Origin of the sequence: Saccharothrix sp. HUAS TT1 (genome assembly GCF_040744945.1) — a bacterium.
Taxonomy (GTDB): domain Bacteria; phylum Actinomycetota; class Actinomycetes; order Mycobacteriales; family Pseudonocardiaceae; genus Actinosynnema.
This window is the reverse complement of record NZ_CP160453.1, coordinates 3,426,007-3,444,939: the sequence shown is the minus strand read 5'-3', so window position 1 is coordinate 3,444,939 and position 18,933 is coordinate 3,426,007. Positions and strand designations below refer to the sequence as shown.

Below are 18,933 nucleotides of genomic sequence, written 5' to 3'. Positions count from 1 at the left end.
TGCGGTTTGGAGCACACATCAATGTGCCCCCACCACAAGCCCTTTCAGGGAAGAATTGTTCGGCGGCGTCCTACTCTCCCACACCCTCACGAGTGCAGTACCATCGGCGCTGGAAGGCTTAACTACCGGGTTCGGAATGGGACCGGGTGTTCCCCAACCGCTATGACCACCGAAACACTATGAAATTACCAACCCGTAGGCACCCCGACCCACCCAAACCCTCCGACCTCCGTCGGGGACAGGTGGACCGTGGTGGTCCGGTTCGGCTCTCTCAGAACCGCACAGTGGATGCGTAGCGCCTTCATGACAAGTCCTCGGCCTATTAGTACCGGTCAACTCCAGCCGTTACCGACCTTCCATCTCCGGCCTATCAACCCAATGGTCTCTTGGGGGCCTTAACCCACAAAGGGTGGGATACCTCATCTAGGAACAGGCTTCCCGCTTAGATGCTTTCAGCGGTTATCCCTTCCGAACGTAGCCAACCAGCAATGCCCTTGGCAGGACAACTGGCACACCAGAGGTCCGTCCGTCCCGGTCCTCTCGTACTAGGGACAGCCTTCCGCAAGTATCCTACGCGCGCGGCGGATAGGGACCGAACTGTCTCACGACGTTCTAAACCCAGCTCGCGTACCGCTTTAATGGGCGAACAGCCCAACCCTTGGGACCTACTCCAGCCCCAGGATGCGACGAGCCGACATCGAGGTGCCAAACCATGCCGTCGATATGGACTCTTGGGCAAGATCAGCCTGTTATCCCCGGGGTACCTTTTATCCGTTGAGCGACCACGCTTCCACAAGCCATGGCCGGATCACTAGTTCCGACTTTCGTCCCTGCTCGACCCGTCGGTCTCACAGTCAAGCCCCCTTGTGCACTTGCACTCGACACCTGATTGCCAACCAGGCTGAGGGAACCTTTGAGCGCCTCCGTTACCCTTTGGGAGGCAACCGCCCCAGTTAAACTACCCACCAGGCACTGTCCCTGATCCGGATCACGGACCGAGGTTAGACATCCAGTACGACCAGAGTGGTATTTCAACGACGACTCCACAACCACTGGCGTGGCCGCTTCACAGTCTCCCACCTATCCTACACAAGCCGAACCGAACACCAATACCAAGCTATAGTAAAGGTCCCGGGGTCTTTCCGTCCTGCCGCGCGTAACGAGCATCTTTACTCGTAGTGCAATTTCGCCGGGCCTGTGGTTGAGACAGTCGAGAAGTCGTTACGCCATTCGTGCAGGTCGGAACTTACCCGACAAGGAATTTCGCTACCTTAGGATGGTTATAGTTACCACCGCCGTTTACTGGCGCTTAAGTTCTCAGCTTCGCCCCGAAGAGCTAACCGGTCCCCTTAACGTTCCAGCACCGGGCAGGCGTCAGTCCGTATACATCGTCTTGCGACTTCGCACGGACCTGTGTTTTTAGTAAACAGTCGCTTCTCGCTGGTCTCTGCGGCCGAAAAATCCTAGCCCGCAAGGGGCTTCAAATCCCTCGGCCCCCCTTCTCCCGAAGTTACGGGGGCATTTTGCCGAGTTCCTTAACCACAGTTCGCCCGATCGCCTCGGTATTCTCTACCTGACCACCTGTGTCGGTTTGGGGTACGGGCCGCATGAACACTCACTAGAGGCTTTTCTCGGCAGCATGGGATCACCCTACTTCGCCTCAATCGGCTATGCATCACGTCTCAGGATATATGAACCGCGGATTTGCCTACGATTCTCCCTACACGCTTACACCAGTACTACCACTCACTGGCGGAGCTACCCTCCTGCGTCACCCCATCGCTTGACTACTACAAGTTCAGGTCCCGCGCTCCACGTAGTCCCTCGTCCGAAGACTCAGGACAGGCTTTGGCGGTTAGTATCACAAGGTTCGCCATGGGCGCGTTCACACGGGTACGGGAATATCAACCCGTTGTCCATCGACTACGCCTGTCGGCCTCGCCTTAGGTCCCGACTTACCCTGGGCGGATTAGCCTGGCCCAGGAACCCTTGGTCATCCGGCGGCAGAGTTTCTCACTCTGCTTTCGCTACTCATGCCTGCATTCTCACTCGTCCAGCCTCCACACCTGGATTCCTCCGGCGCTTCGATGGCTGAACGACGCTCCCCTACCCATCCCAGCTTGCGCTGAAATGACACGGCTTCGGCGGTGTGCTTGAGCCCCGCTACATTGTCGGCGCAGGACCACTTGACCAGTGAGCTATTACGCACTCTTTAAAGGGTGGCTGCTTCTAAGCCAACCTCCTGGTTGTCTGGGCGACCCCACATCCTTTCCCACTTAGCACACACTTAGGGGCCTTAGCCGGCGTTCTGGGCTGTTTCCCTCTCGACTACGAAGCTTATCCCCCGCAGTCTCACTGCCGCGCTCTCACGTACCGGCATTCGGAGTTTGGTTGATTTCGGTAAGCTTGTGGGCCCCCTAGACCATCCAGTGCTCTACCTCCGGCACGAAACACACGACGCTGCACCTAAATGCATTTCGGGGAGAACCAGCTATCACGGAGTTTGATTGGCCTTTCACCCCTAACCACAGCTCATCCCCCAGGTTTTCAACCCTGGTGGGTTCGGGCCTCCACGCGGTCTTACCCACGCTTCACCCTGGCCATGGCTAGATCACTCCGCTTCGGGTCTAGACCACGCGACTATGGGCGCCCTATTCGGACTCGCTTTCGCTACGGCTACCCCACACGGGTTAACCTCGCCACGCAGCACTAACTCGCAGGCTCATTCTTCAAAAGGCACGCCGTCACCCCTAAAGGCTCCGACGGATTGTAGGCACACGGTTTCAGGTACTATTTCACTCCCCTCCCGGGGTACTTTTCACCTTTCCCTCACGGTACTAGTCCGCTATCGGTCACCAGGGAGTATTCAGGCTTAGCGGGTGGTCCCGCCAGATTCACAGCAAATTCCACGAGCTCGCTGCTACTTGGGAACACCACTAGGAGATGTCGGGTTTTCACGTACGGGACTCTCACCCTCTACGGCCACGCTTTCCAGACGCGTTCCGCTAACCACAACATTTTCTGACTCCTTGCCAGTCCGGCAGAACTGACCAGTAGGTCCCACGACCCCGCACACGCAACCCCTGCCGGGTATCACACGAATACGGTTTAGCCTCTTCCGCTTTCGCTCGCCACTACTCACGGAATCACGGTTGTTTTCTCTTCCTGCGGGTACTGAGATGTTTCACTTCCCCGCGTTCCCTCCACACGCCCTATGTGTTCAGGCGTGGGTGACCCCACATGACTGAGGCCGGGTTTCCCCATTCGGAAATTCTTGGATCTCAGCTCGGTTGACAGCTCCCCAAGACTTATCGCAGTCTCCTACGTCCTTCATCGGCTCCTGGTGCCAAGGCATCCACCGTGTGCCCTTAATAACTTGCCACAAAGATGCTCGCATCCACTGTGCAGTTCTCAAAGAACAACCAGACGCTCTGCCACTACTGTCAACGCCTACCGGCAACCCGGCGGTTCGAAGACGGGCGAAGCCCTGTCGTTTCTCGCTGAGGAAAACACTCACGTGTTCTCTCAGGACCCAACAGCGTACCGAACAGAAGTCTCGAACCCTTCACGGACCCTTCCACGCTCCCGAAGGAACAGTACTAACTCCGCGAACAACCCAGGATTCTGCATATAGCCAGCATCCACAATAATGAGCTCCACCCGACGATCGTTCGCCGCCGGCGTGGCCTCCGAACCCGACCGAGATCGAGTCCGCAGATGCTCCTTAGAAAGGAGGTGATCCAGCCGCACCTTCCGGTACGGCTACCTTGTTACGACTTCGTCCCAATCGCCAGTCCCACCTTCGACCGCTCCCCCCAGCAAGCTGGTTGGGCCACGGGCTTCGGGTGTTACCGACTTTCGTGACGTGACGGGCGGTGTGTACAAGGCCCGGGAACGTATTCACCGCAGCGTTGCTGATCTGCGATTACTAGCGACTCCGACTTCACGGGGTCGAGTTGCAGACCCCGATCCGAACTGAGACCGGCTTTGTGGGATTCGCTCCACCTCACGGCTTAGCAGCCCTCTGTACCGGCCATTGTAGCATGTGTGAAGCCCTGGACATAAGGGGCATGATGACTTGACGTCATCCCCACCTTCCTCCGAGTTGACCCCGGCAGTCTCCCATGAGTCCCCGCCATAACGCGCTGGCAACATGGAACGAGGGTTGCGCTCGTTGCGGGACTTAACCCAACATCTCACGACACGAGCTGACGACAGCCATGCACCACCTGTACACCGGCCACAAGGGGGCCAATATCTCTACTGGTTTCCAGTGCATGTCAAGCCCAGGTAAGGTTCTTCGCGTTGCATCGAATTAATCCACATGCTCCGCCGCTTGTGCGGGCCCCCGTCATTCCTTTGAGTTTTAGCCTTGCGGCCGTACTCCCCAGGCGGGGTGCTTAATGCGTTAGCTGCGGCACGGAGGACGTGGAAGTCCCCCACACCTAGCACCCACCGTTTACGGCGTGGACTACCAGGGTATCTAATCCTGTTCGCTCCCCACGCTTTCGCTCCTCAGCGTCAGTATCGGCCCAGAGACCCGCCTTCGCCACCGGTGTTCCTCCTGATATCTGCGCATTTCACCGCTACACCAGGAATTCCAGTCTCCCCTGCCGAACTCAAGTCTGCCCGTATCGACTGCAGGCTCCACGTTAAGCGTGAAGTTTTCACAGCCGACGCAACAAACCGCCTACGAGCTCTTTACGCCCAATAATTCCGGACAACGCTCGCACCCTACGTATTACCGCGGCTGCTGGCACGTAGTTAGCCGGTGCTTCTTCTGCAGGTACCGTCACTCACGCTTCGTCCCTGCTGAAAGAGGTTTACAACCCGAAGGCCGTCATCCCTCACGCGGCGTCGCTGCATCAGGCTTTCGCCCATTGTGCAATATTCCCCACTGCTGCCTCCCGTAGGAGTCTGGGCCGTGTCTCAGTCCCAGTGTGGCCGGTCACCCTCTCAGGCCGGCTACCCGTCGTCGCCTTGGTAGGCCATTACCCCACCAACAAGCTGATAGGCCGCGGGTCCATCCCATACCGCCGGAACTTTCCACCCACCCCCATGCAGAGGCAGGTCATATCCGGTATTAGACCTAGTTTCCCAGGCTTATCCCAGAGTACAGGGCAGGTTACCCACGTGTTACTCACCCGTTCGCCGCTCGTGTACCCCGAAGGGCCTTACCGCTCGACTTGCATGTGTTAAGCACGCCGCCAGCGTTCGTCCTGAGCCAGGATCAAACTCTCCAATAAGGAATGAGTTCGATCGCTCCGAACAACACTGACAAATAATGTCAGTTGTCCAGTAACAATCTCAAAGGAAAACCTCTTGACGAGGTCATACAATTTACTGGCTATTCGGCACGCTGTTGAGTTCTCAAAGAACACGCGCACATCGTCACTCACCGCTCGCGCGGCTCGATCCGAGGCTTGTGTGTCAAAAGCTTTGTGTTGGAAGCTAGACGCCCTGGTCGCAGAGCCTCAGACGAGGCCGGACTGGGTCTTCCGTTCCGAGGTCACCCACTCTACCACGTTCGCGGGAGCTTGGTTCGTGACCTGCCGCACTCCGTTCCGGTGTTCCCGGCCCGTTCCGTGCTGACATGGAGAAAGTTACACGCACCCGAACCGGAGGTCAAATCGGGGGCGCAGCGCCGCGCCACAGGCTGAAACCGCAGGTCAGCAGCCCATGCCGCACTCCACACCACGCTATCCGACCCGCTCCGCCGGCAACAGTGTGACTGCGATCACACTAGAAGATGGCGAAGGCCGCCGGCCCAGGTGGGGCCGACGGCCTTCGATCCGACCTCGTCGGGAGCTGTTCTCGCAGGTCAGACCTGCACGCGCACGCCCGCGGTGTTGCGCTTGCCGCGCCGGACGACCAGCCACGACCCGTGCAGCAGGTCGTCCTGGGCCGGCACCCACTCCTCGTCGGAGACCTTCGCGTTGTTCACGTACGCGCCGCCCTCCTTCACCGTGCGCCGCGCCGCGCCCTTGCTCTCCGCCAGCCCGGAGCTGACCAGCAGGTCCACGATCGTCGGCCCGTCGGCCAGGCGCACCTCGCCGGTCGGCGCCTCGGCCATCGCGGCCTCCAGCGTCGACAGGTCCAGCCCGCGCAGCTCGCCGCGGCCGAACAGGGCCTGGCTGGCCGCGATGACCTGGCGGGTCTCGTGCTCGCCGTGCACCAGGGTGGTGAACTCCTCGGCCAGCCTCTTCTGCGCGGCCCGCAGGTGCGGCGCCTCGGCGGTCTGCCGCTCCAGCTCGGCGATCTCCTCCTTGGGCAGGAAGGTGAACAGCCGCAGGTACCGGACCACGTCGGCGTCGCCCACGTTCACGAAGTACTGGTACCACGCGTACGGCGAGGTCATCGCCGGGTCGAGCCAGACGTTGCCGCCGCCGGTGGACTTGCCGAACTTGCGGCCCTCGGCGTCGGTGACCAGCGGCGCGGTCAGCGCGTGCACCGAGCGGCCCTCGACCTTGCGGATCAGGTCGACGCCGCCGACGAGGTTGCCCCACTGGTCGGAGCCGCCCACCTGGAGCGTGGTGCCGTGCTTGCGGTGCAGCTGGAGGTAGTCGTGCGACTGCAGGAGCAGGTAGCTGAACTCGGTGTAGGACATGCCGTCACCGTCGAGGCGGCGCTTGACCGTCTCCCGGGCGAGCATGACGTTGACCGAGAAGTGCTTGCCGACGTCGCGCAGGAAGTCCAGCACCGGCATCCCGCCGGTCCAGTCCAGGTTGTTGACCACGACCGCTCCGGTGGGGCCGTCGTCGAACTCGACGAACCGCTCCAGCTGGCCGCGGATGCGCCCGGCCCACTCGGCGACGGTGTCCAGCGGGTTGAGCGCGCGCTCCGCGCTGTCGCGCGGGTCGCCGATCATGCCGGTGGCGCCGCCCGCGAGGACGATCGGCCGGTGCCCGGCGCGCTGGAAGCGGCGCAGCATGAGCAGCGGGACGAGGTTGCCGGCGTGCAGGCTGGGCGCGGTCGGGTCGAAACCGCAATAGAGGGTGAGCGGGCCGGCGTCGAGATCCTTCCGCAGCGCGTCGAGGTCGGTGGAGTGCGCGATCAGGCCGCGCCAGGACAGCTCATCGAGGATGTGCTCGCTCACGCGGCCATTGTCCTCCACCTGGTCAAAGCAGTTTGAGGCGGTGCCGCCGCCGGGTAGTCGCCGTGGGAGCCCAGTGGGGACCGGCAGTGGGAGGACCGCGCGATGACCTACTCGAACCGCGACCCGCGGCACGTCGACCGGCCGACCGAGTTCGTGGCCCGCTCCGAGGTCCCGTACGCGGAGGAGGAAGTCGTCGAGCGCGGTGACGGCCGGGTGCGGGCGGTGCGCGTCGCCTGCGCGGTGATCGACGTGCTGTGCTGGACGTTCGCGATCGTGCTGGCGATCCACGTCTTCCTGGTGATCGGCGGCGCCAACCCGGCGAACGGGTTCGCGCGGCTGGTCGAGTCGTGGTCGGCGGCGGTGTCGCTGGGCCTGCGCGACCTGTTCACGCCCGCGAACGCCGGGTTCCGGACGCTGCTGAACGACGGCCTGGCCGCGCTGCTGTGGCTGCTGATCGGCGCGCTGCTGACGGCCGTGATCAGCCGGGTCGCGCTGCCGACCCACGAGCGCCGGGTGTGGTACCGCCGCCGGGCGGTGCGCTGAACCCCCGACCTGGCACTACCTACCGTCACCAAAAGATCACTCTGGCGCGCCCAGGTTTGCCCCGGCTGGTCAATTGTCCTCGTGGCGTTCCCCGGCCAAGTTTGCCTGGTGGCCAGCGACTTGCAGCGGAAGAAGACTTCCATCGTGTTCACCGCGATGGACTCGAACGGCGACGGGTTCCTCGAGCGGGCGGACTTCGAGGCGTTGACGGACCGGTGGGTGCGGATCCGGGGCGCGGCCGACGAGGTGCGGCTGCGGGAGATCATGATGGGTTGGTGGGACGCCCTGCGGGCGGCGTCCGACCACGACCGGGACGACCGGATCACGGTGGACGAGGTGCTGTCGGTCGTGCGGGACCTCGGCACCATGCTCGACCTGGTGGTCGCCACCGCGGAGTCGATGTTCGAGGCGGTGGACGAGGACGGCGACGGCCAGGTGTCCGCGCCCGAGTACGCCCGGATGATCCACGCCTGGACGGGTGACGAGTCGCCGACCGACGCCGTGTTCGCCCGGCTCGACCTGGACGGCGACGGCTCGATCTCGAAGTCCGAGTTCGTCCGGCACTGGGTGGAGTTCTGGGCGGGCGACGACGCGGACGCGCCGGGCGCGCACGTGTTCGGCGAGGTCTAGGGCCGGGTCGTGGTGCGGGTCCGCCGGGTGCCGCGGCGGTAGGCGCTGACGGCGGGCGAGTCGATCCAGAACCGCCACGGCACGTCCACCGCCACGGCCACGCCGACGCGCGGTCCGGTGCGGATGGCGGACTCCTCGACGGGGTCGCCGGCCAGCAGCCGCACGGAGGCGTCGGGCTCGGTCAGGTTCACCCCGTTGTGCGCGCGGTCCAGGCCGAGGACGCCGGTCAGCCGGGCCGGGCCCTTGGCCAGCTCGGCGTGGCTGCGCGCGGTCGGGCGGCGGGCGCGCGCCAGGTCCGCGCCGGTGACCACCTCGCCGGCGCGCAGCAGCACCGCGCCGGGCACGCCGTCGGTCAGCGACACGACGTTCGCGCAGAAGTGCATGCCGTAGACGAAGTAGACGTAGAGCCGCCCGGCCGGGCCGAACATCACGTCGTTGCGCGGCGTCCGGCCGCGGTAGCAGTGCGACGCCGGGTCGTCGCCGCCCCGGTACGCCTCGACCTCCACGATCCGCACGCCGACCACGCCCTCGGGGGTGGTGGACTCGATGACGCCGCCGAGCAGGAGCCGGGCCGCGTCGAGGGGGTCGACGGCCAGCTCCTGCTCGGTGAACAGCCTAGGCGTTGCGGGCAACGGACACCTTGTCGCGCAGCCGCTTCAACTGCTCGGCCACCCGGTCGGGCGCGGTGCCGCCGTGGGCGTCGCGCGAGGCGATGGACCCCTCCACGGTCAGCACGGCGCGCACGTCCGGGGTGAGCGCGGGCGAGATGGCGGCGAACTCCTCGTCGGTCAGGTCCTCCAGCCCGGCGCCGCGGCCCTCGGCGACGCGGACGCACTCGCCCGCCGCCTCGTGCGCCACCCGGAACGGCACGCCCTGCCGGACCAGCCACTCGGCGATGTCGGTGGCCAGGGTGAACCCGGCGGGCGCGGCGGCGGCCATCCGCTCGGTGTCGAAGCGCGTGGTCGCGATCATCCCGGCCAGCGCGGGCAGCAGCAGTTCCAGCTGCTCGACCGAGTCGAACAGGGGCTCCTTGTCCTCCTGGAGGTCCCGGTTGTAGGCCAGCGGCTGGGCCTTCAACGTCGCCAGCAGGCCGGTCAGGTTGCCGATGAGCCGGCCGGACTTGCCCCGGGTCAGCTCGGCGACGTCGGGGTTCTTCTTCTGCGGCATGATCGAGCTGCCGGTGGCCCAGGCGTCGTCCAGCACCGCGAAGCGGAACTCGGCGGTCGTCCAGATGATCACCTCCTCGGCGATCCGGGACAGGTCGACGCCGATCATGGCCAGCACGAACGCGATCTCGGCGGCGAAGTCGCGGGACGCGGTGCCGTCGATGGAGTTCTCCACCGGGCCGTCGAAGCCCAGCTCCTCGGCCACCGCCGCCGGGTCCAGCCCGAGCGACGAGCCGGCCAGCGCGCCGGAGCCGTACGGCGACACGGCGGCCCGCACGTCCCAGTCGCGCAGCCGGTCGACGTCGCGCAGCAGCGCCTGGCCGTGCGCCAGGAGGTGGTGCGCCAGCAGCACGGGCTGCGCGGACTGCAGGTGCGTGCGGCCGGGCATGACGGCGGTGGCGTGCGCGGCGGCCTGGTCGGCCAGCGCCTCGACCACGTCGAGCACACCGGCGGACACCCGGCGGGCGGCGTCGCGCAGCCACATCCGGAACAGCGTGGCGACCTGGTCGTTGCGGGACCGGCCGGCGCGCAGCTTGCCGCCCAGCTCGGCGCCGGCGCGCTCGATCAGGCCGCGTTCCAGGGCGGTGTGCACGTCCTCGTCGGCCAACGTCGGGGTGAACGACCCGGACGCCACGTCGGCCTCCAGGGCGTCCAGCGCCGCCAGCATCCGCTCCAGCTCGTCGGCGGTCAGCAGCCCCGCCCGGTGCAGCACGCGGGCGTGCGCGCGGGAACCCCTGATGTCGTACGGGGCGAGTCGCCAGTCGAAGTGCGTCGACGCGGACAGCCGCGCCATCGCCTCCGCCGGTCCGCCGGCGAACCGCCCACCCCACAATGAACTCACTTGACCGAATCCCTACTTCGCGGCGATCTTGCTCGGCAGGCCCCGCGGTGACGTGGGGCCCGTGCTGGCACAGGACGGCGACCCGCGGCCGGTGACGACCGCGCGGCCACCGCGCAGCACGAGCCGGACCTCGCCGGACACGTGCCGCAGGGTGCTGTCGATGAAGCTGTCCAGTGATTGTCTCAGCGGCGCGAACCACAGCCCGGCGCGCACCAGGTCGGCCCGCCGCCGCTCGACCCGGCGCTTGAACCGGGCCAGGTCGGGGTCGAGGACGGCGTCCTCCAGCTCGCGGTGCGCGGTCGCCAGCGCGATCGCGCCCGCCGCCTCGTAGACGTGCTCGGCCACCGGTCGGTCGAGCGCGCCGGAGCGCCGGTTCAGCTCCCGGACGGCCTGGGACATCGTCACGGTCTCGCCGTCGATGGCGACCGGTCGGCCCCGGTCGAACGCGATGACCAGCTCGTCGGGGTCGCCCGGCTCGACCGGGCGCGCCGGCTGCCGGACCACGTCGACCGGCGGGCCGTCGTCCCGCAGCGGCGCGACGACCTCCAGGTCGGGCGCCAGGGAGCCGACGCAGGTCTCGAAGCGGACGCGGTCGTCGCCGGTGCGGTCGTGCGCCACGGCCGTCGCGCCGTGCCGCCGGGCGGCGTCGACCAGGTGCCGGGCGACGAGCGGCGGCACCAGCTCGGACACCGGCCGCAGGGCGTTGGCGCGCAGCGCGGGCAGGCAGTACCGGTCGGCGAACTCCTCGCGGGCGTCCACGACGACGGCCTCGACCGCGCCGAGGTCCAGCGCCGCGCGCCGGGCGCCGCCCCGGCCGAGGTCCACCGCGACGGCGACGACCCGCGCCCCGGCGTCGACCAGCGGGCGCAGGGCGGCCGGGTCGCCGGACCACGCGAGGACGACCCGCTCACCCATCGGTCTCGTCGGTCTCACCGGGCTGGTCCTCGCCGGGCTGGTCCTCGCCGGCCGCCAGCGCGCTCACCCTGGCGGCCAGGTCGGCGCCGGTGAGGGGTTCCCTGGCCACGGCCAGGATGGTGTCGTCGCCCGCGATGGTGCCGACGATGTCGTGCAGCGCGGCCCGGTCCAGGGCGCTGGCCAGGAACTGGGCCGCGCCGGGCGGGGTGCGCAGGACGGCGAGGTTGCCCGAGTGGTCCACCGAGACCAGCAGCTCGCCGAGCACCCGCACGAGGCGGGTGGTGCCGCCCCGCACGCCGCGCACGGGGCTGCCGTCCTCGGGGATGACGTAGACGGGCGCGCCGCCGTCGGGACCGCGCAGCTTGACCGCGCCGAGCTCGTCCAGGTCGCGCGACAGCGTGGCCTGGGTGACCTCGATGCCTTCCACCGCGAGCGTCTTGGCCAGCTCCGACTGGCTGCGGATGGCTCGCTGGGCGACCAGTTCGACGATGCGGGCCTGCCGCGCGGTCCGGGTCACCGCGAGCGCTCCAGCAGCCAGACGAGCAGCGCCTTCTGCGCGTGCAGCCGGTTCTCCGCCTCGTCCCACACGGCGCTGTTCGGCCCGTCCAGCACCTCGTCGGTGATCTCCTGGCCGCGGTGGGCGGGCAGGCAGTGCAGCACGGTCGTCCGCACGCCGGTCGCGGCGACCAGGTCGGCGTTGAGCTGGTAGGGCCGGAACGGGCGCGTCCGGTCGCGGCCGTCGTTCTCCTGGCCCATCGACGTCCACGTGTCGGTGACCAGCACGTCCGCGCCGTCCACCGCCTCCCGCGGGTCCTCGACGACGACGACCGAGCCGCCGGTCTCCTCGGCGCGCTTGCGGGCGTCGTCCAGCACCCACGGCAGCGGCTGGAACAGCGCCGGCGCGGCGATCCGCACGTGCATGCCCGCGGTGACGCCGCCGAGCAGCATCGAGTGGGACATGTTGTTCGCGCCGTCGCCCAGGTAGGTGACGGTGAGGCCGGCCAGCCTGCCGTGCACGCGGCGGATGGTCTGCAGGTCGGCGAGCACCTGGCAGGGGTGGAACTCGTCGGTCAGCGCGTTGATCACCGGGATGCGGGACACCGACGCCATCGCGTCGATGCGCTTCTGCGCGAACGTCCGCCAGACCACCGCCTCCACGTACCCGGACAGGATGCGGGAGGTGTCCTCGATGGTCTCCTCGCGGCCGAGCTGCATGGACCGGCCGTCGATGATCACCGGGTTGCCGCCGAGCTGGGCGATGCCCACCTCGAACGACAGCCTGGTGCGGGTCGAGTTCTTCTCGAAGATCACCGCGACCGACTTCGGCCCGGCCAGCGGCTTGGCGGTCAGCCGGTCGGCCTTGTAGTCGTCGGCGAGGTCGAGGACCGCCGCCTGCTCCTCGGGCGTCAGGTCGTCGTCGCGCAGGAAGTGGCGCACCATCAGGACTCCCGGCCCGGTGTCGGGAGGAACGACGGCAGGTCGGCCACCAGCCGCCGCGCGTCGGCCTCGGCCAGCACCAGCGGCGGCGCGAGCCGGATCACGTCGGGCTGGATGGGGTTGATCAGATAACCGGCCTGCTGCGCGGCCGCCGCGGCCTTCGCCGAGACCGCCTCGCGCAGCGTGATCCCGAGCAGCAGGCCGGCGCCCCGCACACCGGAGATGAGCGGGTGGTCCAGCGCCTCGACCCCGGCCGCGATCTCCTTGCCGACCGCGGCGGTGTGCTCCAGCAGCCCGTCGGCGGCGATCGTGTCCAGTACCGCGAGGGCGGCGGCGCAGCACACCGGGTTGCCGCCGAACGTGGTGCCGTGCTGGCCGGGCTCGAACAGGTCCTTGGCCGGGCCGACCGCGATGCACGCGCCCAGCGGCAGCCCGCCGCCGAGGCCCTTGGCCAGGGTGATGACGTCGGGCACGATCCCGACCTGGTGGAACGCGAACCAGGTGCCGAGCCGGCCGATGCCGGTCTGCACCTCGTCCAGCACGAGCAGCGCGCCGTGCTCGGTGGTGATCCGGCGGGCCGCTTCGAGGTAGCCCTCGGGCGGCACGACCACGCCGTTCTCGCCCTGGACCGGCTCCACGACGAACGCCGCGGTCTCGTCGTCGATCGCGGCTTCGAGCGCGGCGACGTCGCCGTACGGGATGTGCACGACGCCGGGCACCAGCGGCTCGAACGGCGCGCGCTTGGCGGGCTGGCCGGTCAGCGCCAGCGCGCCCATCGTGCGGCCGTGGAACCCGCCCTCGGTCGCCACCACCTTGGTGCGGCCGGTGCGCCGGCTCAGCTTGAACGCGGCCTCGTTGGCCTCGGCGCCGGAGTTGCAGAACAGCACCCGCCCGTCACCGTCCACACCGGACAGGTCGAGCAGCCGTTCGGCGAGCCGCAGCGCGGGCTCGTTGATGTACAGGTTGGAGGTGTGGCCGATCCTGGCGATCTGCTCGGTCACCGCGGCGACGATCGCCGGGTGCGCGTGGCCGAGCGCGTTGACCGCGATGCCGGTGAGCAGGTCGAGGTAGCGGTTGCCGTCGGCGTCCCAGACGTGCGCGCCCTCGCCGCGGGTCAGGGTCAGGCCGGGCGTGCCGTAGTTGTTCATCATCGCGGCCTGCCACCGCTGCTGGTGCTGCTCGCTCATGCCTCGTCCGCCCCCGTCAGATCGCCGGCTCCACCGGCGGTCACCATCGTTCCGACACCTTCGGAGGTGAAGACCTCCAGCAGCACCGAGTGGGCCAGCCTGCCGTCGATCACGTGCGCCTCGGGCACGCCGCCGCGCACCGCGCGCAGGCACGCCTCCATCTTGGGCGCCATGCCGCTGTCCAGGTCCGGCAGCATCTCCTCCAGCTGGTCGGCGGACACCCGGCGCAGCAGCGAGTCGCGGTCCGGCCAGTCCGCGTACAGGCCCTCGACGTCTGTCAGCACGACCAGCTTCTCGGCCTCCAGCGCCACCGCCACCGCGCCCGCCGCGGTGTCCGCGTTGACGTTGTGCACCACGCCGCCGGCGTCCGGCGCGACCGTGGACACGACCGGGATGCGGCCCGCGCGCACGATGTCGAGCACCGCGTCCGGGTTGACGCCCACGATGTCGCCGACCAGGCCGATGTCGACCTGCTCGCCGTTCACGATGACCGACCGGCGGGCGGCGGTCAGCAGGTGGGCGTCCTCGCCGGACAGGCCGACCGCGTACGGGCCGTGCTCGTTGATCAGGCCGACCAGCTCCCGCTGGACCTGCCCGACCAGCACCATCCGGACCACGTCCATCGCCTCGGGCGTGGTGACGCGCAGGCCGCCGCGGAACTCGCTGTCGATGCCGAGCCGCTTGAGCATCGCGGCGATCTGCGGCCCGCCGCCGTGCACCACGACCGGGTGCAGGCCCGCCAGCTTCAGGAACACCATGTCCTGCGCGAACGCGCGCTTGAGCCCGTCGTCCACCATGGCGTTGCCGCCGTACTTGACGACCACGGTCGCGCCGCGGAACCGCTGCAGCCAAGGCAGCGCCTCGATCAGGATGCCGGCCTTCTCCTGCGCCGTCGTCATGAGCTGTAGGCGCTGTTCTCTTCGACGTAGTCGTGCGAGAGGTCGGTGGTGAGCACGGTGGCCGTGCCGTCGCCCAGGTTCAGGTCGATCACGATCTCGACGTCGCGGCCGGACAGGTCGGCCTCGCTGCGGTCGGCCGCCTTGTGCCCGTCGGCGAACAGCGTCACGCCGTTGATGGCGATGCCGAGCTTGTGCTGGTCGACGGTGGCCCGCGAGCGGCCGACGGCCATCGCGATCCGGCCCCAGTTCGGGTCGGAGCCGAACAGCGCGGTCTTGACCAGGTTGTCCTCGGCGACGGTCTTGGCGACCACGACGGCCTCGGCCTCGCTGAGCGCGCCGTTGACCGTGATGGCGACCTCCTTGGTGACGCCCTCGGCATCCCCTTGGAGCTGCTTGACCAGGTCGTGCGCCACGGCGGTGAGCACTTCGGCGAACTGCTCGGCGGTCGGCGCGACACCGGACGCGCCGGAGGCCAGCAGCAGCACGGTGTCGTTGGTGGACGTGCCGCCGTCCACGTCGAGCCGGTCGTAGGTCTTGGCGGTGACCGCGCGCAGCGCCGCGTCCAGCGCCTCGCCGTCGACCGCGGCGTCGGTGGTGATGACGCTGAGCATCGTGGCCATGTTCGGCGAGAGCATGCCCGCGCCCTTGACGAACCCGCCGACCGACCAGCCGTCGGGGTGGGCCAGCCAGCTCTGCTTGGGCCGGGTGTCGGTGGTCATCACGGCGGTGGCGGCGTTCAGGCCCGCCTGGTCGGTCGAGCCCAGCTCCTGGGCCGCCTTCTCCACGCCCGCCGTGAGGTTGTCCATCGGCAGGCGTTCGCCGATCAGGCCGGTGGAGCACACCGCGACCTCGATCGCGCCGACGTCCAGCACCTCGGCGACCTTCTCGGCGGTGGCGTGGGTGTCCTGGAAGCCCTCGGGCCCGGTGCACGCGTTCGCGCCGCCGGAGTTGAGCACGACGGCGTGCAGCGCGCGCTCGCGCAGCACCTGCTGCGACCACAGCACGGGCGCGGCCTTCACCTGGTTGGTGGTGAAGACGCCCGCGGCGGCCTGGCCGGGGCCCTCGTTGACGACGAGCGCCAGGTCGAGCGCGCCGGACTCCTTGATGCCGGCCGCGACGCCCGCGGCTGTGAAGCCCTTGGGCCCGGTCACGCCTTTGTTGCGGTTCACGGTGCGACTCCCACGGTGGACAGGCCGGTGGTCTCCGGCAGGCCGAGTGCCAGGTTCATGCACTGCACCGCCGCGCCCGCGGTGCCCTTCGCCAGGTTGTCGATCGCGGCCACGGCCACGAGCCGGTTCGCGTCGCGGTCGACGGCGACCTGGAGCTGGACGGCGTTCGAGCCGAGCACCGCGCCCGTGGTCGGCCAGTGGCCTTCCGGCAGCAGGTGCACGAACGGCTCGTCGGCGTACGCCTGCTCGTAGGCGGCGCGGACGTCGGCGTCGGCGTCCTTGAGCGTCGCCGAGCAGGTGGCGAGGATGCCGCGCGGCAGCGGGGCCAGCACGGGGGTGAACGAGACCTTGACCGGGCCGTCGGCGACCGCGGCGAGGTTCTGCGCGATCTCGGGGGTGTGCCGGTGCGCGCCACCGACGCCGTAGGCGCTGAGCGAGCCCATGACCTCGGAGCCGAGCAGGGTGGCCTTGAGCGACTTGCCCGCGCCGGACGTGCCGGAGACCGCCACCACCGCCACCTCGGGCTCGACCAGGCCCATCGCGGGCGCGAGGGCCAGCGAGGACACCGTCGGGTAGCAGCCGGGGACGGCGACGCGACGGGCGCCGCGCAGCCGGTCGCGGTGGCCGGGCAGCTCGGGCAGGCCGTACGGCCAGCTGCCCGCGTGGGCGCCGCCGTACCAGCGCTCCCAGGCGACCGGGTCGGTGAGCCGGTGGTCGGCGCCGCAGTCGACGACGAGGGTGTCGTCACCGAGTTGCGCGGCGATCTCGGCCGAGTGACCGTGGGGCAGGGCGAGGAAGACGACGTCGTGACCCTTGAGGGTGTCGGCCGTCGTCTCGGCCAGCACCCGGTCGGCCAGCGGCAGCAGGTGGGGCTGGTGGGCGCGCAGCGTCGAGCCCGCGTTGCCGCCGGCGGTGAGCGCGCCGATCTCCACGTCCGGGTGGCCGAGCAGGAGGCGCAGGACCTCGCCCCCGGCGTAGCCGCTGGCCCCGGCGACCGCGATCCGTACCGTCATGCGGATAAGTATGCACGCTGGTGCAAAGTCACTCAAATTTATTGCGGGGTTCCGCCGAGCATCACCAGGCGACCGGCAACGACGCCAGCCCGTAGACGACCTGCTGCACGCGGAACTCCGGCTCGGCCACCGCCAACCGCAACGACGGGAACCGGCGCAGCAGGGCCGGGAACGCGATCCGCATCTCGATCCTGGCCAGCGGCGCGCCCACGCAGTGGTGCACGCCGTGGCCGAACGCGACGTGGCTGCTCGCGCTCCGGGTGATGTCCAGGACGTCCGGGTCCGGCAGGAGGGCGGGGTCGCGGTTGGCGGCGGGCAGCGAGAAGACGACCAGCTCGCCGGCTCCGATGACCTGCCCGCCCAGCTCGACCTCGGTGGTCGTCACCCGCGGCACGCCCGTGTGCACGACGGTCAGCCACCGCAGCAGCTCCTCCACGGCGCCGGCGGCGCGCTCCGGCTCGTCGCGCAGCAGCCGCAGCTGCTCGGGGTGGCGCAGCAGGGCGAGCACGCCGAGGCCGAGCATGTTGGCCGTGGTCTCGTGGCCCGCGAGCAGCAGCAGGTCCGCCAGGCCGACCAGCTCCCGGTCCTCCAGGCCGGCGGACTCGTCCCGCACCAGCACGCCCAGCAGGTCGTCGCCCGGTTCGACCTTGGCCCGCGCGACCAGCTCCGCCAGGTACGCCTTGGACTCGAACTGGATGGCCACCCGCTCCTCGAACGACAGCGTCGAGTCGAAGAACCGGGTGTACCGCCGCTGGAACTCGTCCCGGTCCGCGAAGGGCACGCCGAGCAGTTCGCAGATCACCAGCGCGGGCACCGGCAGCGCGAAGTCGGCCACCAGGTCGGCGGGCGGCCCCTTGCGCTCGATCGCGTCGAGGTGGTCGGCCACGATCTCGTGGACGCGCGGTTCGAGGCGGCGCATCCGGCGGGCGGTGAACTCGGGCGCCAGCAGCCGGCGCAGGCGGGTGTGCTCGGGCGGGTCGAACGCGAGCGGGTTGCCCGGCCGGATCGCCGCCACCTCCTCGTCGCTCAGCGCGGGCGCGCCCGGCACCAGGTGGCGCTCCGAGTTGCGGAACCGCCCCGGGTCGCCGAGGACTTCCCGGACCTCCTCGATCCGGGTGACCAGCCACACCGGCCGGCCCAGGTGGGGCGAGTCGACCCGGCGCACGCCGTCCCGCTCGCGCACCTCCACGAGCTCGGGGGCGGGGTCGAAGCCCGCCCGGCGGAAGTGCAGGGGCGTCGGCGGCGTCGGCGCCATGGCAGCCTCCCATCCAGGGTCTTCCGAAAAACCGTAGTCACACGCCGGAGTGACGCGGGAGCCTTCGCAGGAGTGAGTGGCAGCTACGGAGAGCGAGGAACGATGGCGGACCGGCTGCGAGCCGTGATCTTCGACTGGCGGGGGACGCTCGTGCTCACCCCCACCTTCAAGGGGTGGGTGGCGGAGGCGCTGCGGCGGATCGGGCGCGACGCCGACCAGGCCGCCGAGGTGGTGGCGTCGCTGGACCCGGCCCGGCTGGACGCGCCCGGCGTGGACGCGGACGCGGCGCTGCACCGGCGGACGTACTACGAGGGGTTCCGGGCGGCGGGGCTGGACGACGAGCTGGCCGACTCGCTGTACGCGGTGGAGTCCGACCCGGCGGTCAACCCGTTCGCGGTGGACGCCGCGCCGACGTTGCGGGGGCTGCGCGACGGCGGCGTGCGGATCGGGGTGCTCAGCGACATCCACTTCGACCTGCGGCCCGCGTTCGACGGCCTGCCGGTGGACTCGTTCGTGCTGTCGTTCGAGCACGGCGTGGTGAAGCCGGACCCGGCGATCTTCCGGATCGCGCTGGACGACCTGGGCGTCGCGGCGGAGGAGGCGCTGATGGTCGGCGACCGGGCCACCCACGACGGCGCGGGCGTGGAGGCCGGCATGCCGACGCTGCTCGTCCCGCCGCTGAGGGACGTGGACGACGCGCGGCTGCACCTCGTGACGCGGCTGTTCGGTTGGTGATCGTCCCCGCACGGCTCCCCCAGCGCGTCGACCGGCAGACCGAACCG

The 18,933-nt window shown here is 68.8% G+C and carries 14 protein-coding genes and 3 rRNA genes; 3 read left to right on the top strand and 14 right to left on the bottom strand.

Features of this window, described 5'->3' with window-relative positions; translation table 11 throughout:
• Nucleotides 1-57: 57 nt before the first annotated feature.
• The 4 genes from rrf to tyrS all read right to left on the bottom strand — a co-directional run bounded on the left by rrf (nt 58) and on the right by tyrS (nt 7,096).
• Nucleotides 58-174: ribosomal RNA gene (gene rrf, locus AB0F89_RS16925) — 5S ribosomal RNA — on the bottom strand.
• A gap of 128 nt (nt 175-302) precedes the next feature.
• Nucleotides 303-3,382, bottom strand: a 23S ribosomal RNA gene (locus AB0F89_RS16920).
• Nucleotides 3,383-3,728: 346 nt separating this feature from the next.
• Nucleotides 3,729-5,246: ribosomal RNA gene (locus AB0F89_RS16915) — 16S ribosomal RNA — on the bottom strand.
• Together the 16S, 23S and 5S rRNA genes form the textbook arrangement of a ribosomal RNA operon.
• Nucleotides 5,247-5,821: 575 nt before the next feature.
• Nucleotides 5,822-7,096 (bottom strand): tyrosine--tRNA ligase, encoded by a 1,275-nt coding sequence (gene tyrS, locus AB0F89_RS16910; protein ID WP_367137259.1) that lies wholly within the window; start codon nt 7,094-7,096, stop codon nt 5,822-5,824.
• A 102-nt stretch (nt 7,097-7,198) separates the two neighbouring features.
• Between tyrS and AB0F89_RS16905 the strand changes: the two genes are divergently transcribed.
• The gene (locus AB0F89_RS16905) at nt 7,199-7,639 is read left to right on the top strand and encodes a hypothetical protein (RefSeq protein ID WP_367137257.1); all 441 of its coding nucleotides are present in this window, start codon (nt 7,199-7,201) and stop codon (nt 7,637-7,639) included.
• A 108-nt stretch (nt 7,640-7,747) separates the two neighbouring features.
• A complete protein-coding gene (locus AB0F89_RS16900) occupies nt 7,748-8,269 on the top strand; it encodes an EF-hand domain-containing protein (RefSeq protein ID WP_367137255.1) in 522 nt (173 codons plus the stop codon).
• Here the strand turns inward: AB0F89_RS16900 and AB0F89_RS16895 are convergent.
• From AB0F89_RS16895 to AB0F89_RS16850, 10 genes are all read right to left on the bottom strand, one after another.
• Entirely contained in the window at nt 8,266-8,901 is a 636-nt protein-coding gene (locus AB0F89_RS16895; RefSeq protein WP_367137253.1) for a DNA-3-methyladenine glycosylase, read from the bottom strand. The genes AB0F89_RS16900 and AB0F89_RS16895 overlap by 4 nt on opposite strands.
• Nucleotides 8,885-10,228 (bottom strand): argininosuccinate lyase, encoded by a 1,344-nt coding sequence (gene argH / locus AB0F89_RS16890; RefSeq protein ID WP_367138890.1) that lies wholly within the window; start codon nt 10,226-10,228, stop codon nt 8,885-8,887. Before argH ends, AB0F89_RS16895 begins: the two co-directional genes overlap by 17 nt.
• A gap of 60 nt (nt 10,229-10,288) precedes the next feature.
• Nucleotides 10,289-11,209, bottom strand: coding sequence for an argininosuccinate synthase domain-containing protein (locus AB0F89_RS16885; RefSeq protein ID WP_367137251.1), 921 nt, complete (start codon nt 11,207-11,209; stop codon nt 10,289-10,291).
• A complete protein-coding gene (locus tag AB0F89_RS16880; RefSeq protein WP_367137249.1) occupies nt 11,184-11,708 on the bottom strand; it encodes an arginine repressor in 525 nt (174 codons plus the stop codon). Before AB0F89_RS16880 ends, AB0F89_RS16885 begins: the two co-directional genes overlap by 26 nt.
• Entirely contained in the window at nt 11,705-12,631 is a 927-nt protein-coding gene (gene argF / locus AB0F89_RS16875; protein WP_367137247.1) for an ornithine carbamoyltransferase, read from the bottom strand. Before argF ends, AB0F89_RS16880 begins: the two co-directional genes overlap by 4 nt.
• Nucleotides 12,631-13,815, bottom strand: coding sequence for an acetylornithine transaminase (locus AB0F89_RS16870; protein ID WP_367137245.1), 1,185 nt, complete (start codon nt 13,813-13,815; stop codon nt 12,631-12,633). The genes argF and AB0F89_RS16870 overlap by 1 nt, the downstream gene beginning before the upstream one ends.
• Entirely contained in the window at nt 13,812-14,714 is a 903-nt protein-coding gene (argB, locus tag AB0F89_RS16865; protein WP_367137244.1) for an acetylglutamate kinase, read from the bottom strand. The genes AB0F89_RS16870 and argB overlap by 4 nt, the downstream gene beginning before the upstream one ends.
• Nucleotides 14,711-15,883: a bifunctional glutamate N-acetyltransferase/amino-acid acetyltransferase ArgJ gene (gene argJ, locus AB0F89_RS16860; RefSeq protein WP_367137242.1), complete on the bottom strand. Its 1,173-nt coding sequence runs from the start codon at nt 15,881-15,883 to the stop codon at nt 14,711-14,713. The genes argB and argJ overlap by 4 nt, the downstream gene beginning before the upstream one ends.
• On the bottom strand, nt 15,880-16,896 hold the full coding sequence (gene argC, locus AB0F89_RS16855) for an N-acetyl-gamma-glutamyl-phosphate reductase (RefSeq protein WP_367137240.1): 1,017 nt from the start codon (nt 16,894-16,896) through the stop codon (nt 15,880-15,882). Before argC ends, argJ begins: the two co-directional genes overlap by 4 nt.
• 61 nt (nt 16,897-16,957) lie before the next feature.
• On the bottom strand, nt 16,958-18,151 hold the full coding sequence (locus tag AB0F89_RS16850) for a cytochrome P450 (RefSeq protein ID WP_367137238.1): 1,194 nt from the start codon (nt 18,149-18,151) through the stop codon (nt 16,958-16,960).
• 102 nt (nt 18,152-18,253) lie between these two features.
• Between AB0F89_RS16850 and AB0F89_RS16845 the strand changes: the two genes are divergently transcribed.
• Nucleotides 18,254-18,886 carry an HAD family hydrolase gene (locus tag AB0F89_RS16845; protein ID WP_367137236.1) on the top strand — a complete coding sequence of 211 codons (633 nt, stop codon included), beginning with the start codon at nt 18,254-18,256 and terminating at the stop codon, nt 18,884-18,886.
• The last annotated feature ends 47 nt before the right edge of the window (nt 18,887-18,933 follow it).

Coding starts and splice junctions, on each gene's coding strand:
- argH (WP_367138890.1), bottom strand. CDS start 10,228: ATGGCGCGGCTGTCCGCGTCGACGCACTTCGACTGGCGACTCGCCCCG.
- AB0F89_RS16870 (WP_367137245.1), bottom strand. CDS start 13,815: ATGAGCGAGCAGCACCAGCAGCGGTGGCAGGCCGCGATGATGAACAAC.
- argF (WP_367137247.1), bottom strand. CDS start 12,631: ATGGTGCGCCACTTCCTGCGCGACGACGACCTGACGCCCGAGGAGCAG.
- argC (WP_367137240.1), bottom strand. CDS start 16,896: ATGACGGTACGGATCGCGGTCGCCGGGGCCAGCGGCTACGCCGGGGGC.
- argB (WP_367137244.1), bottom strand. CDS start 14,714: ATGACGACGGCGCAGGAGAAGGCCGGCATCCTGATCGAGGCGCTGCCT.
- AB0F89_RS16850 (WP_367137238.1), bottom strand. CDS start 18,151: ATGGCGCCGACGCCGCCGACGCCCCTGCACTTCCGCCGGGCGGGCTTC.
- AB0F89_RS16905 (WP_367137257.1), top strand. CDS start 7,199: ATGACCTACTCGAACCGCGACCCGCGGCACGTCGACCGGCCGACCGAG.
- AB0F89_RS16845 (WP_367137236.1), top strand. CDS start 18,254: ATGGCGGACCGGCTGCGAGCCGTGATCTTCGACTGGCGGGGGACGCTC.